7 protein-coding genes, 2 tRNA genes and 3 pseudogenes are annotated in these 14590 nt (G+C 38.6%); 6 read left to right on the plus strand and 6 right to left on the minus strand.

The window, feature by feature from the left end; translation table 11 throughout:
• Positions 1-67: 67 nt before the first annotated feature.
• Positions 68-6547: an autotransporter outer membrane beta-barrel domain-containing protein gene (locus ACFIJJ_RS07395; RefSeq protein ID WP_375646494.1), complete on the minus strand. Its 6480-nt coding sequence runs from the start codon at positions 6545-6547 to the stop codon at positions 68-70.
• A gap of 198 nt (positions 6548-6745) precedes the next feature.
• Between ACFIJJ_RS07395 and ACFIJJ_RS07400 the strand changes: the two genes are divergently transcribed.
• The 5 genes from ACFIJJ_RS07400 (at position 6746) to ACFIJJ_RS07420 (ending at position 10589) form a co-directional block, all read left to right on the plus strand.
• Positions 6746-7696, plus strand: a complete 951-nt coding sequence (locus tag ACFIJJ_RS07400; protein ID WP_375646496.1) for a siderophore ABC transporter substrate-binding protein — start codon at positions 6746-6748, stop codon at positions 7694-7696.
• 103 nt (positions 7697-7799) lie between these two features.
• Positions 7800-8756, plus strand: a complete 957-nt coding sequence (locus tag ACFIJJ_RS07405; RefSeq protein ID WP_375623944.1) for an ABC transporter permease — start codon at positions 7800-7802, stop codon at positions 8754-8756.
• Positions 8749-9699: an iron chelate uptake ABC transporter family permease subunit gene (locus tag ACFIJJ_RS07410; protein ID WP_375646497.1), complete on the plus strand. Its 951-nt coding sequence runs from the start codon at positions 8749-8751 to the stop codon at positions 9697-9699. The genes ACFIJJ_RS07405 and ACFIJJ_RS07410 overlap by 8 nt, the downstream gene beginning before the upstream one ends.
• Positions 9696-10454, plus strand: coding sequence for an ABC transporter ATP-binding protein (locus ACFIJJ_RS07415; RefSeq protein ID WP_375646498.1), 759 nt, complete (start codon positions 9696-9698; stop codon positions 10452-10454). The genes ACFIJJ_RS07410 and ACFIJJ_RS07415 overlap by 4 nt, the downstream gene beginning before the upstream one ends.
• A gap of 64 nt (positions 10455-10518) precedes the next feature.
• Positions 10519-10589: transfer RNA gene (locus ACFIJJ_RS07420), tRNA-Gln, on the plus strand.
• 141 nt (positions 10590-10730) lie between these two features.
• Here the strand turns inward: ACFIJJ_RS07420 and ACFIJJ_RS07425 are convergent.
• The 3 genes and pseudogenes from ACFIJJ_RS07425 to ACFIJJ_RS07435 all read right to left on the minus strand — a co-directional run.
• A pseudogene (locus tag ACFIJJ_RS07425) lies at positions 10731-10936 on the minus strand (DNA adenine methylase); the annotation flags it as partial.
• A gap of 1388 nt (positions 10937-12324) precedes the next feature.
• A pseudogene (locus ACFIJJ_RS07430) lies at positions 12325-12408 on the minus strand (DNA adenine methylase); the annotation flags it as partial.
• 232 nt (positions 12409-12640) lie between these two features.
• Positions 12641-13030: a VOC family protein gene (locus ACFIJJ_RS07435; protein ID WP_375612407.1), complete on the minus strand. Its 390-nt coding sequence runs from the start codon at positions 13028-13030 to the stop codon at positions 12641-12643.
• 260 nt (positions 13031-13290) lie between these two features.
• Here ACFIJJ_RS07435 and ACFIJJ_RS07440 point away from each other — a divergent pair.
• A tRNA-Gln gene (locus tag ACFIJJ_RS07440) sits at positions 13291-13364 on the plus strand.
• A 173-nt stretch (positions 13365-13537) separates the two neighbouring features.
• Here ACFIJJ_RS07440 and ACFIJJ_RS07445 read toward each other — a convergent pair.
• Together ACFIJJ_RS07445 and ACFIJJ_RS07450 are read right to left on the minus strand one after the other, a co-directional pair.
• Positions 13538-14356 (minus strand): DNA adenine methylase, encoded by an 819-nt coding sequence (locus ACFIJJ_RS07445; protein ID WP_375646500.1) that lies wholly within the window; start codon positions 14354-14356, stop codon positions 13538-13540.
• Positions 14357-14497: 141 nt separating this feature from the next.
• Positions 14498-14590: pseudogene (locus tag ACFIJJ_RS07450) on the minus strand (late control protein); the annotation flags it as partial.

The raw sequence follows: 14590 nt of genomic DNA on the forward strand, positions 1-14590 counted from the left end.
TTGTTATAAAGAAAAAAGGCAGCACATTGTGCTGCCTTTTCTAATAAGGTACATAGTGTACCTTATATTAAAACTGATACCGTACTCCTCCGGAAAAACTTGTTCCCGAAAAACCAGCCTTATTAAGCTTATGTTGATAGAGAATATCAGCATGCAGAGAGAGCTTTGGCAACAATTTGGCATTAAAACCTAATCCAGCCTCTAAAGAAGAACCAAAAGCCCCTAACTTGAAAGCATCATTGAAATGCACAGACTGTTTTCCTTCAAAACCATGAGCAAGATAAAGCTTACCATAGAAAGCAATAGCATTCACGCCTTCAGAACCTGTAGGAATCTTGGTTAAGCGTCCACCAACACGTGCTACCCACTGATTAAGGTTACCCATTTCAATATCAAAATTGTCAATATCACGGGCTTTATTAAACTGGAGATGTTGATACACAACCTGAACCTGCGGATCAAAGACAACCCCCTTATATCCTGTCATAATTGTCTGACCACCAGCTAAAGAAACACTCAAAGGATTACCTTTTAATGTTGCTGTTTTACCCCGTGCAAGGGTGAGAACATCACCTTTGAACAGACCATAGGATAAAAGACCGTCGACATAGAAGCCAACATTATGCTGCATGCTACCATATACCGTAGCAGTCCATTTATCAAATGCACTCTTCTGACTTTGCTCAACATTCAAAGGCTGCAGAGAAAGTTTTCCATAAGTTCCCATAACGCCAAAGGATATAGCACTGTCGGTATTTTCAATAGTTTGCAGCAGAACACCTGCCTCTACACCATTATAACTAAGATCGCCGTCATAACCATATTCAAGAGCAGAAAGATCTGAAGCATAACGGTAACTTCCACCATAGCCGCGTAAATATAAAGCAGGATTTTCACGAACCTCTACCATTCCTGTAGAAGTCATCCGCAACGTCTCCAACTGCTTATTTTGATTGCTAATATCCATCAAACCAGCATGGAATACGCTATTAGGCAAGCTGAGATAAGTTGGAACCTGTGGAACAACAGACCTTACAAATTGTTCAGGAAGGGCAGCAGATCCAACAGACTTAACATACTGATTTTCTAGACGGAAATTCCAAAATTCTCCACCATCCTTAACAAATTTCTGTTGCACATGCTCCTGCTTCGAAGTCGCTTCTGGAGCATAAGCACGAAGAGTATATTTGTAAGGTGAGTTTCTCAGCGCAACATAATTGCCATCGAGTTGGAAAGAATCTTTCTTCGCTTGACCATAGACCTGAATAATTGAAACACTATGAGCAATCTTGGCATTCGCTTTACCATCTCCTACATTGCCCGCATCACCTCGTACATGTATTTTTGTTTTTCCAGAAACATCACCATGAATGACAAGCCGATCAGTAACTTGCTGATCACTCGGATCACGAGGATTTAAACGTGCATTGAGATAAATTACAGCATCACCCTGTGCCGCATAAACTGTTCCTTTCCCATTTCCAATATGGAGAGTCTGATATTTTCCTTCAGATTCCGAAGGTGCAAAATTAATAGCACTATTTACAAGACTTACAGAAGAAATGCATGAATCCACACATCCTAAATCTGAAGTACCTAAATTCTTCTGCGTACTTCTTTTTAGAATCCACTGTGAACTATTAGCCAAGTCTAATTTTGCATAAGAACTTTTATCAACGCGAACATCACCTTTAACAATAGAACTATCAACCGATACCGATATATTCGAACCATTCTCGGCTCTTAATAACAAGTCACCAGCAAGAATTGTTTTATTTTCTAATGAAACATGACCACCAGAATTATTACCATAGATCGCTATACCATTTGCAACTTCAAAACCAGTTTTCTTCAACGAAACTGTCCCTGTTATGCCTATAGGTGTTTTCTCCTGTTTGGATTCAGCGCTCCGCTTAGCAACAATTGCTTTCTCCGTTGCTAAATCCTCACTCCGATTTTGTTGACTCGCTTCTTTCTGTATTCCCCCATCAAAATATATACCATAGGTTCCATCACCTTCCACTGTAACAATAGAAGACTCGATATTTGCATGATTCGTAGTAGGACGAACCTCAGAAGATCTCCTTCTCCTAGAAGAGCCGGTCTCAACCACATTATCATCAGACTTCATAATCCACAAAGCATGAGCATCAGTCACAACATTTCCATTCTTAAAATCAACAGAAGCATTATCACTCAACAGAAAAGCTGCACGCCCAAAGTTATCTGCGGAATCTAACTTACCCTGTCCTTTTTTCGCAGTAATATTAACTTTGTCTAATTCAACGCTTCCCCCAGCTTCTGACCTCACAGCCACTCCCTTTTCCAAAGTAATAGCCCCAGTGTCCATAGACACCTTACCAGCCTGACTTACCAAACCAGCCACAGCCCAATCCCCCGTCACGTTAATTCTCGTATCCTTTAAATTAACAGATGATCCAGAACCCGCCAAAGCGCCCACATAAAGCGCATCGATTGTCCCATCATTCATCTTAACCTTCCCGCCACTTTGCGCTTCAAGCCCAATCACAGAAGATTGGATTTTTGATTTTTTATCCAAAATAACTTCTGCCTTGTCTTCTGCAAGCACAGCACTCACGAGCTTTGATGTAGTAAAATCAACATTATTTTTACTATTAGAAGAATCCGCACCACTAACAGTAGTACCCTCTAACTTGATAACTGTATTCGGATTTCCTGCATGCATAGAATGTTGAGTTGCCTCACTTGCCTTCAGTGTCTTCCCTGTTATTGTCCGAGATTTACCATCTCTACACAAATAAGAAGTCTGTGATCCCCTCTCACTATTATTATTCTCCGTATCACCACATGTAGAAGAAATCGTTTCCTTAGAAGGAACATTTCCATTATCAGAATAACTAGACGAAACAGTACGTCCAACAGGTCCATTAGAAGAAGATGTAGCAGATTTCTCAGAAGAAGGCTTCATGGAAGCGACTGATTTTATAGCTGGAAGCTTATTCGATATAGTATGCCCAGATGATACAGAAATCCCATCTGTCGATATCACAGAAACCCTACCTAAATCAGATCTCGCAGCTGAATCAGCTCCTGAAGATATTAAATTTAACGAACTTCTACCTCTAGATAAAGGAGATGAATTGGATGAAACAATATATACTCTATGCCCAGATGTCTCAGATCTTGCAAGATTATTAGATGCCCTCTCCTTAGATACAGTAGGAGTAACAGGAAACGTAGTAGAAGAAGGAGTGGATATTACTTCAGATGTTCTAGCCCTCGCCTGATCAGTATATTCCCTCCCCTCAGATACAGCAGAAGCAACAGAAGACGTAGTAGGAGAAGGAACAGACGTCACAGCTTCGGATGTTCTAGCCCCACCCTGATCAGTAGATTCCCTCCCCTCAGATACAGCAGAAGCAACAGAAGACGTAGTAGGAGAAGGAACAGACGTCACAGCTTCGGATGTTCTAGCCCCCCTCGGATCAGTAGATGCGCCCCCCTCAGATACAGTAGAAGCAACAGGAGACGTAGTAGTAGAAGGAACAGACGTCACAGCTTCAGATGCTTCACTCTCTACGTATCCATCATATCCACCTTCTGTATGGTCTTCATTACCTGTCTCAGTTTGACCTGTCTCAGTTTGATGAACTACAGAATTCACACCAACCGTATCAGAAGTACTATAGCCTACTATATCATATTCTGCTTCATTCTGACTAACCGTTTGACTCGGATCAACATTAAGAAGGGAAATACCCACATTTCCATCTGTTGTATACAATTCTTCATGATATCCCAAATTTCCCCCCAACATATAAGGATCCGTTCCCCTATTACTACTTCCACCAACAGTCCCCCCAGTTGTCGAAATATGTAGAGAAGGAGATAAAGGATTTGATATTGTAGAAGGCTCATTTCCAGCCTCTTCATAACTTACATCACCTGTATCAGATCTCCCAAGTAACAAGGGATTTTCATTCGTATTAGAAGTAATAACTTGATCAGATGATCTAGATTCAGAATCTCCAGATGGAAGACTTGATTCTACAGAAGAATTATCTACCTCACTTCTTAGAGGTTCAAGAGATGGCGTATTCACTCCCGCCCTTTCCCCATTGTCACCTAAGAAAGAAAGAGAACTACGCTCATCAGGCAAACGTTTATCTTCTAAACGAAAATCCCAAACATCCTTACTGCCCGCAACCAAAGCCTTATCGAAATACTGCATTTTTGAAGGAATAGCTGGACCATAAGCACGAAGAACATACTGATAAGGAGTTCCGAGCGTAACATAATCATCTTCTAAGACAAAAGAGCTTTTTTCTGCCCTTCCAAAAACTTGAATAAGCGAAATACTATATCTCTTATTATTGTTATCGTCCCTCTCAACAGCTACTCCTTGAGTTTTCATCTTTACCTTAGTTTGACCAGAAACATCACCATGAATCAACAGTCTATCAGAATTTTGACCAATAACCTTACCAGATACATCTACATTGAACTGAATTGTAGAAGTTCCCTCAGCACTGTAAACAGTGCCCTCTCCTTTTCCAATGCGAAGAGTTTGATATTCAGTAACAGCCTTTCCACCGTTAGAGCCCGCACTATTTATTTTTTTGCTTGAAGTCAAAAATGTAATATTACTATTTTGAAGAATCACAGATGAAATACATGAATCTACACAATGCCGACCGGCATCTTCTGAATCTTCGTAGGAACTTTTTGTTACCTGCCATTCTGCTCCATTGGATAAAAAAAGCTTAGCATGAGATTTATCATCAAAACGAGTAGCACCTGCAATGGTAGAGCCGTTAGCAAAAACGGATAAATCAGCATTTTTAGCTTTCAACAAAAGAGCACCTGAAATTTCCGATGCATCTTGTAAAAAAACGTAACCTTTTAAACCATCACCGTAAATAGCGATACCCTCTGGAACTGTGAGAGAAGTCTTTTCTAAAAGAACCCCATGTAGCAAGGAATCCATGCCCTGTGCCCTAGTACCGTACTGTGCCCCATTACCCCGATAATCAAAATCTATACCATAAGACTTTTTACCTGAAATTGTAATAGATGAAGATTTTATAACAGCATTTAAACTCAATAAATTAGAGAAAGGATCAGAGCCAAGAACAGCCTCGCTCTGTATTTTAGCCTTGTAAACAGAAGAAGAAATATCACGAAAAGCTTTGGAAAAACTAGAAGAATCAGTGCCTATATCTTGGCTATCTTCTTGATCTTGGCTATCTTCTTGCATATTTCGTACAATATTACTTAGAAAATTTGGACCAATCTGCAAAAAAACAGTATTGGGAATCTCAAAATTCCCTTTGTTAAGCGAAATATAACCGTCACGTGATAGGAAAGCAATGCGCCCAACACCTTGAAAAGAATCATCTCTATCAGAATCTTCCTCCCCCACCTGCTCTCCACTCCTTTCTCCCTGTATTTGTATCGCGTTATTTAATTGAGAAACTGATTTTGGAGCTTTAACATCTTCTTGAATTTTAACACCATCCAATAGAACAATTCCCATATCTGAAGCGATAACCCCTACCGTTGTATCTCCTAAAGAAAGTGTTCCTCCTTTCATCTCTATTAAAGATTTATTATCACTCCACAGACCAATTATATCTGCTTTAACATTTGCATTTTCCAAAAGAATCACACCTTGTTTTGAAGCCATAGCATTCACATAACTGCTGTGAAGGGAACCACTATTCATAGTAACCTTTCCATAACTAGAAGCTCCAATCCCATAAGCAAATCCTTCAACCCTTGTATTTTTCAAATTAATCTCAGCGCCAAATTGAGACTTACCATCTGCAAATACAGAGCCCATACCCTCACCCTGAAACAGAATTTTATTGTTAACCACCTTAATATCTCTGCCTTCTTCAGCAATCACGGATATCCCAGATACATTAATCACTGTAGACGAAGGACCTGTTACATATATAGCACGTTCATATATTCCTGCTTTAAGCTGAATCTGACCACCACCTGCTTGTTCAAGTTTATGCGTAGTACCATCACCACAGAAAATAGAGGCTCCAGACGAAGATTCTGGGGCCGAAGAACAAGGCGGTGACAATGCTGGTATTGATTCTACTACAGCCCCTTGTTGAGAGCCATCAGGGACACCACCAACGCCAACACCGCCAACGCCAACGCCGCCAGGAACACCGCCAACGCCAACGCCGCCAGGAACACCGCCAACGCCAACGCCGCCAGGAACACCAGCGCCAACACCACCAAGTCCACCAGCACCACCAAGTCCACCAGCACCACCAAGTCCACCAGCACCACCAAGTCCACCAGCACCACTGCCAGTGACACCGTCAACGCCACCACTAGCGACTTGTGGTAAAGGAGATGAGGGCAATTCTGCTGATTGAGGTTCAGGAGGTTCAGAAGCAGTTAATGCCCTTCCAAAAGATGTCAGATATGACAATCCAGTTGACAACCACATTTGCCCCATAGAAGCATCTACACCTTGTAAAAAAAAGAAAGCACTTGTTGTCAGTGCGTACAAACGTGTACGCTTTTTAAATACATTGATCATATGTCAAACTTTCTAAATAATGTTGCAAAAACACTAGAATTAAGTGAAAATGAGGTAAGTGAACGATTTGTAACATATGTAAGTCAACTTTACAACATAGTGTTATTTATTTGCGTTTCATTTTGTGCATAAAAATACCAAAGTTAAGTTTTTAAGTGCGCAAACCTTTGTAATATTAGATAAAAGGATAAAATAACGATGATAAAATATATGAAATGGATGACTTCTGTTTTACTGGTTGCAATCAGCTTTGCAACGGTTTTATGGACTCATACGAGTATTGCAAATACGAGTACCCAGACAAATGTAACGATTAATCATGTTTCAGGCACGACTTCTGTTCCCGCTTCTCCGCAAAAGGTTGTTGTGTTTGATCTTGCTTCGCTAGATAATATGAATCGCCTTGGTATCCAAGCGGTTATTGGCCTTCCTGAAGGAAAAAAACCTTCCTATCTGCAACAATTTAATGATGAAAAATATGAAAGAATCGGTACCGTTTTTGAACCAGATTATGAAAAAATTGCCACTCTTCAACCCGATTTGATTATTATTTCCTCCAGAACTCAAGCAAAATATAAAGATTTATCCAAAATAGCTCCAACAATTGATCTAACCGTAGAAAACGAAAATTCTCTTGAAGATATTAAACGAAATGTGTCTATCCTTGGAAAAATTTTTGGCAAAACACAAGAAGCAGAAAAGGAAATTGCAAAAATCAATGAAGCTTTTGCTGAAGTCCGTAAAAATACCCAAGGAAAAGGCACTGGGCTTATACTCATGACCTCTGGTGGAAAAATCAGTGCTTTCGGACCAAAATCACGTTTCGATATTTTTCACTCCGCTTTTGGAATTGCCCCTGCAACCGATAAACTTACCGTGCAAAAACATGGACAACTCATTTCTCCTGAATTCATTCTTGAAACCAATCCTGATTGGTTGTTAGTGATTGATCGCGATGCAGCCATTGGACGGGAAGGACAATCCGCAGCACAATTGCTCAACAATGAGCTTGTTCACCGCACAACAGCGAGCAAACAAAACCAAATTATTTATTTGGACTCTTGGAGCTGGTATCGTGCAAATGGTGGTTTAACGGCACTCATTGAAACCGCACAGCAGATCAATGAAGCCTTTACAAAGAGCAAATAAGCGCACGAAAGAGCTTGCTTGCTATATCAATAAAATTTAAAAGCAGAGGTTGTTTATTAAGCAGTCTTTGCTTTTTGTAGATTTTGTTAGAAAATGATTTAACGTGAAGAATTACTGGATAACCATAACACTTCTAATTTTCCTGTCTATCCTCAGCATTTTTGTTGGTTATTCTGATGTCACACCTTCTAACCTTTTCGCAGCCGATCCCCATGCGTGGCTTATTTTTTGGCAAACACGTCTTCCTCGTACCATTGCAATCCTTTTAGTAGGCGCAGCACTTGCACTTTCAGGCATGATTATGCAACTATTGACACGCAATCGCTTTGTCGAGCCATCAACCACGGGAACCATTGAATCTGCTTCCCTTGGCATTCTTTTTATTATGATTTTTTTACCCGATATCCCTGTTTTAGGAAAAATGGTCGTTGCGACAATTTTTGCCATGGCAGGCACTTTACTTTTTATGTTTTTATTGCGACGCATTCCTCTAAAATCTGCTCTCATTGTCCCCCTTACAGGGATTATGCTAAGCTATATTATTGGCTCTTTAACCAATGCCATTGCAGATTATGAAATGTTACTCCCTTCTCTTCAAGCTTACTTATTTGGCAGTTTTGCGATGGTTCTTGAAGGAAAATATGAACTCTTATGGTTATCCCTTCCCCTTTGTATTCTGGCCTATTGTACTGCTGATCGCTTTACGGTTGCAAGTTTGGGAGAAGATTTAACCAATAACCTTGGATTGAATTATCGTGTTGTCATGTTTTTTGGTCTTTTTATTGTCGCCTCAATCACTGCTGTCGTTGTCTGTACCATTGGCCGTATTCCTTTTGTTGGGTTGATTATTCCAAATATTGTTTCAAGTTTCATGGGAGATAATATGCGCTATACCGCTCCTTGGGTGGCCATCAGCGGTGCAGGATTGGTCTTAATTTGTGATCTTTTAGGACGAATCATTCATCCCTCTCTTGAAATTCCCATCAGCACCATAATGGGTGTAATCGGTAGTTTTATTTTTATGATACTGCTTTTACGCTGGAGAAAGCGTCTTGGATAAAAGAAGAAAAACAATATGTGTACTAACAACACTTATCATCATAGCATGCATTGTCATTAGTCTTTACATGACGTGGAATATCAATGTTTATACATGGAAATTTCGTCTTACAAAACTTTCCTCTCTACTTCTTATTGCCTATGCAATAAGCGTCTCTACGGTTTTATTTCAAACAATCGTTAATAACCGTCTTCTTACCCCTTCAATTATGGGATTTGATCAGCTTTATATTTTAATAAAGACTGCCCTAATGTATTTTGTAGGCTCTCTTTCTTTGCCCTTTTTGAATGAAGAAGGACAGCTCGTTCTTGAAGCACTCATTCTTATTCTTTTTTCAATAAGCCTTTTTCGCTGGCTCTTTTCAGGAAACCTAAAAGGGCTTCATTTGACGCTTTTAATCGGTGTTGTTTTAGGCGGCTTTTTTTTCAGTTTACGGATGTTTATGCAATTGCAACTAAATCCAGACCAAATGATGAATTTAACGGATATTATGTTTGCAAATTTTAATAAATTCAATACACCATTAATAAGCTTTGCCACAATCATTGTCTTCATTGTGAGTCTGATTGGATGGCATTCCCGTCATCTTCTTGATATTTTGGCTTTAGGACGTGAAAATGCTCTTAATCTTGGCGTTAATTACCACAAAAGTGCGACAGCTATCCTTATTTTTGTTTCCATTCTCGTATCCATTTCCACTGCATTGGTAGGCCCCGTCACCTTTTTTGGACTGTTAGTTGCCAACCTTTCCTATGAACTTTCTCCTCAAGCAAAACACAGTATTGTTGTCCCTATTGCAATATTATTGGCTATTATTTGTTTGGTGGGGGGACAATTTATTTTAGAACAAATTTTTCATATGGCAGGACGTTTAAGTTTTATCATTGAGTTTTGTGGGGGAATTGTTTTCTTAATGTTACTGATGAAGGGAAAACTAAAATGATTGAAATCAATCATCTTTCCAAGGCTTACGGAGCACGATTGATTATCGATAATTTATGCCTTCATCTTCCAAAAGGGGGGATTATTTCTCTTATTGGACCCAATGGTTCCGGAAAATCAACTCTTTTAATGCTGATAAGACGTCTTTTGCCACACCATAATGGTACAATTCATATCGACGGCTTTGATATTGATAAAATGCCCCACGATATTTTGGCTCAAAAACTCTCAATTCTACGTCAAGAAAATCCTTTGTCTTTTCGTTTAACCGTGTACGATTTAGTAAGTTTCGGACGCTATCCTTATTCAAAAGGCTGGTATACACATGAAGATAAACAATTTATCGACAGTGCGCTACGCTATCTCGGCTTACAAGATTTAAAAGACCGTTTTTTAGATGAGCTTTCTGGAGGTCAGCGTCAACGCGCTTTTATAGCCATGGTTCTCTGTCAAGATACCGATTATCTTCTGTTAGATGAACCATTAAACAATCTGGATATGAAACATGCCGTTTCCATGATGAAGCAGCTACGCCGCACTGCCGATGAACTGAAAAAAACCATTCTTATTGTTATGCACGATATTAATTTTGCCTCATCTTACTCAGATATGATTGTTGCATTGAAAAATGGGAAAGCGGCCTATTGTGGGACTCCAAAAGAAATTATGCAACCAGAAATTCTTAAAGACATTTACGATGTCGATATTCAAATCAAAACAATTAATGACATCCCTATCGCTCTTTATTATCGATAATCATAAAGATTTTTTGCGCTTACATGCATTATAGAATCTGCTAGGGATAGTAAAATTAGCTTATTGGGGAATAGTTTAATGGTAGAACAGCGGACTTTGACTTCATCAATCTTGGTTCTAATCCAAGTTCCCCAGCCCGTATTTTATGATTGTAGCTTGTCATCGGGTTTTGTATAATTTGAAAGCAGATTTTGCATCAATTTATTTTTTTCAAAGGATCTGCAAAAACTTTCAAAGGTCATTTAAAATCCCTTTAATGCATATTTTTCTCTTCCTCTAAAAATCGCAATTTGAGATGATAAGCTCTTGAGCTGGAGGTGGATTCTTTGAACCACATGTATAAGATTATGTGCCAACCCCTTTTATCTTAAATTGGCTAAAGATTTTTCGGATCTGAGGCACATCATTGACTTTCCCTTTAATTGCACAAGCAAAGCAAACATCGTCTGGTAATCCTCTCGCTTAAACAAATCCTTTCCATAGTAATATACGCATATCTAGCTCTGTTTATGGCAATGCCAAAGTTTCCCATCATGCCAAGGTCTGGGTAAAGCCCTATGGCAATGCAAAATTAAACAGTAAAAGTAAGTGTTATTTCCCCCCAAATGTGAGATTTATGAAAACGAATAATATTATCAAGATTACAGATACAAACAAATAAATGACAGGCAAGGAACGCCTTATTTAATAGATATAAACCTATCTCTAAAGAGAGAATCCATAAAAGAAAGCCGTGCCAATTGATATGACACGGCTTTCAGATATTGATTATAAGATTCAAATGAACCATCCACAATGGAGTAATCAATACATATATACAAAACGTATCATATTGCAAGCGCTCTATTAAAGATATGAAAACTTATCAAAAGAAACGTAAATGACAGCTATGATTTTGATATCATTCATTAGCATTATAGAGCCTATAAACGCTTGCTAACTTTATCAATCCAATCAAAAGAAAATGCATCTTAAATGAATGTCTTCTCAATAAGGGTTTTCATAAGCATTTTTTCATTTTGCACTCAAATGTAACTTCTTTGCAAATTAACCAGCTCAAATTTGAGTTGGCAAAATCAACCAATCCAATTTTGGAGGCGTTATCTTTAGAAGAGCCATCTTTAAACATTATAGCTTTTGACTCAAAATTGAGTAAAATCCCATACCTTAGATGTTACAATGGTTTTGAATTTTGCTGCCTCATTTTTTTTCAATAGGTTCCCCCAAAATTTTGGGAGAACTCATTTGGTTTCGTATTTTTAAACTGTAACTTTTAAAACGTTTTTTCTCACTTTCTTGCGTTATATCATGGAAAGACTTTCAATTTCATAAGACATAACATTGTGATTTCATTCTATATTGTGATGATAGTATCTATATAATGCCTGCCTATCATTTACTAACTTTTTAGTAAGCGTTTTAAAAAACGATCTTATCTTTAAATCCTTTTGTGCAATCTTTATGAACTCAATCTATAAGCTTATGATCGTTTCAAACGATTATTCCTTTTAAGATTGCACTCAAATAAAGAGCAAAACACATCCCATTCTTAAACGTATACAATTTATGTTATCGATAATTCCAAACGACTGAAATTTAAAACAATGTGATTTGTGCTGTGACGTATCATAAAATTTATGACCTGTTATGAATGATAACCGCTTTTCATTTGAATGCACCCATGCGTTATAATATTTGCATCATGATTTGCTTTTTATGGTCTATACATCCATGGCAATCTTATATAAAAAATGATCAATTCAAACATGCATAAAAGTATGGATTCTTAAGTGGATTCATATAAAATAACTGCACTTAATATATTGATTTTATTAGTTTTTATGTACAATGTCTTTTTAACTTCAAAAGATATCAATTTCCTTGTAAAGAATATTCCTCCCATTCCAATAGAAGGCTCAATATAAGTGCGATGAGGGATAGCTTCTATGATTTTACAAGTACGGATCACTAGCCATGTAATAACGCCGACTGATGCCCCAAACCAATTAGACCGCCTGTGGAAACAGACAGGTTGTGGGGCTGAATAATGGAACAGCACCGAACGAATAAGCCCACGCGTCGTAAGTAAGCCTCTTAGCGTGCATAGCTTATAGGTTTTGGAAACAGACAATTATTATAATTCAGATATTATAATTCAGACGATTAAAGATCGGATCTCAGGCTTTTTAATCCAGTGGACAAACACGAATAATGTGTCCGTCCGGATCTTTGATTAGAAAGGTACGTCCAAATACATCAGTATACGGTTCCTTCAAAACATTTATCTCAACAGTGGTTTGCTCTTTCCATTCCGCATAGAGCTTATCTACGTCCTCTCCAGTAGGCAACATAATGCCGATTTCTGAAAAACGAGGTGCATTTTCCTCAGGCGTATCGCCCCCAGACCAGAGAGCAAAGAGAGCGTCCCCCGAAGAAGCAAATGCAACATAGCGTGGCGAGGTAAACACAGGTTCTTTCTTGAAGATGAATTTGTAAAAAGCCGTAGAGTACTCTATGTTTGAAACGTATACCAACTGTAGGTTTGGGGTAACAGGATAAGTAGGAATATTACTCATAAATTCTCCATGATTTAGTAGCTGTTGCCTGACAGGCATATACCTATTAGAGAATATTTCAACAAGAGTTTGTGATGCCTCCATTCGCGGTGTGCTCTATTTACATGTTTTTATTCGCTTATTGCTATATGCTAAAATATTGAGACCGCCACTACGGGGATTATAATGATATCCCTATCGCTCTTTATTATCGATAATCTAAAGATTTTTTGCACTTGCCTACACTATAGAATCTGCTAGAAATGGTAAAATTGGCTTATTGGGGAATAGTTTAATGGTAGAACAGCGGACTCTGACTCCGTCAATCTTGGTTCGAATCCAAGTTCCCCAGCCAGTGTAGCTTGCCTGTAGCTTGCCTGTAGCTTGCCAGCAGGTTTTGTATATTTTGCCACTAGGTTTTGTACCAATTTATTTTTTTTCAAAGAGTTTTAAAGGTGTTCTCAAAGGGTCTTCAAAGGCCTTTCAAAGATCATTTAAAGCCCCTTTCGTGAATCGTTTTCTCTTTTCCTAATCACAATTGGTAATGATGAGCTCCTTACCAGCAATTGTGTTATTTAAAGAGTTACACGAATAAACTGTTTTCACATCTCTTATATGGAATTGACTGAAACTTTTTCGAACTTCTGGCACATCATTGAGAGACAAAAGAAACTTCCCTTTTAATTGCGAAAGAAGTGCAGACATCGTCTGATAATCTTCTCGCTTAAACAAATCCTTTCCATAATAATCCTCAACACCCCAATAAGGCGGGTCAAGATAAAATAAGGTGTTTGGTCGATCATAATGCATAATAAAATTAGACCAGTCTAAATGTTCAATGGTAACACTCGCTAAACGACGGTAAATAAGCTTTAATAAGCCTTCAAGTTTCAAAGGATTAAACTGTGCACTACGGTCTTTTTTAGCTCCAAACGTACGGTCGGCTACCTTCCCGCTAAAACTTAAACGCTGCAAATATAAAAACCGCAAAGCCCGTTCCAAATCCGTGAGGCTATTTGGATCTTGTGTACGTAATCGTTCAAACACCTCACGGCTACTGATCTGGAACTCCAATAGATCCATAAAAGAGTGATAATGGCGTTGTAACACCCGAAAAAAATTCACCACATCTCCTGAGAAATCATTGATGATTTCAACAGAGGGAATCAATTTTCGTCTAAAGAATATTCCCCCCATACCAACAAAAGGCTCCGCATAAATGCTATGTGGAATATCCTCGATCATTTTGACAATGGTTTTGGCTAACCTGACTTTGCCTCCAATATAAGCAGCAGCTGGTGTGATAGGATCAACAGATTTAAATATTTCTTTACAAAGTATATCCATTATTTTTTAACACTCTTCCATCTATATTCGCCGTCTTCTCATTGCTTTAAGTGAGAAGAAGTGGCTGCGATGTTGAGTTGAGTTGCATCGGACGGGTTGGTCGCTAAACTTCTCCCGTTGGCTGGGCAACCAGCCCAGCTTCTATTCTTTGTTGCTTTCTTTTCCCTTGTTTGGTGCCTCGAGTGTGATTTCTGTTGTGTATCCGCTTTGTTTTTCATAGCGGTGGGTGACGGT

Source organism: Bartonella sp. TT29SHDZB (assembly GCF_042193395.1).
In the GTDB taxonomy this organism is placed as follows: Bacteria; Pseudomonadota; Alphaproteobacteria; order Rhizobiales; family Rhizobiaceae; genus Bartonella.

What these genes read in the sequence shown, in the direction of transcription:
- ACFIJJ_RS07395 (WP_375646494.1), bottom strand. Translation starts at nt 6,547, where the DNA reads ATGATCAATGTATTTAAAAAGCGTACACGTTTGTACGCACTGACAACA.
- ACFIJJ_RS07400 (WP_375646496.1), top strand. Translation starts at nt 6,746, where the DNA reads ATGATAAAATATATGAAATGGATGACTTCTGTTTTACTGGTTGCAATC.
- ACFIJJ_RS07415 (WP_375646498.1), top strand. Translation starts at nt 9,696, where the DNA reads ATGATTGAAATCAATCATCTTTCCAAGGCTTACGGAGCACGATTGATT.
- ACFIJJ_RS07435 (WP_375612407.1), bottom strand. Translation starts at nt 13,030, where the DNA reads ATGAGTAATATTCCTACTTATCCTGTTACCCCAAACCTACAGTTGGTA.
- ACFIJJ_RS07445 (WP_375646500.1), bottom strand. Translation starts at nt 14,356, where the DNA reads ATGGATATACTTTGTAAAGAAATATTTAAATCTGTTGATCCTATCACA.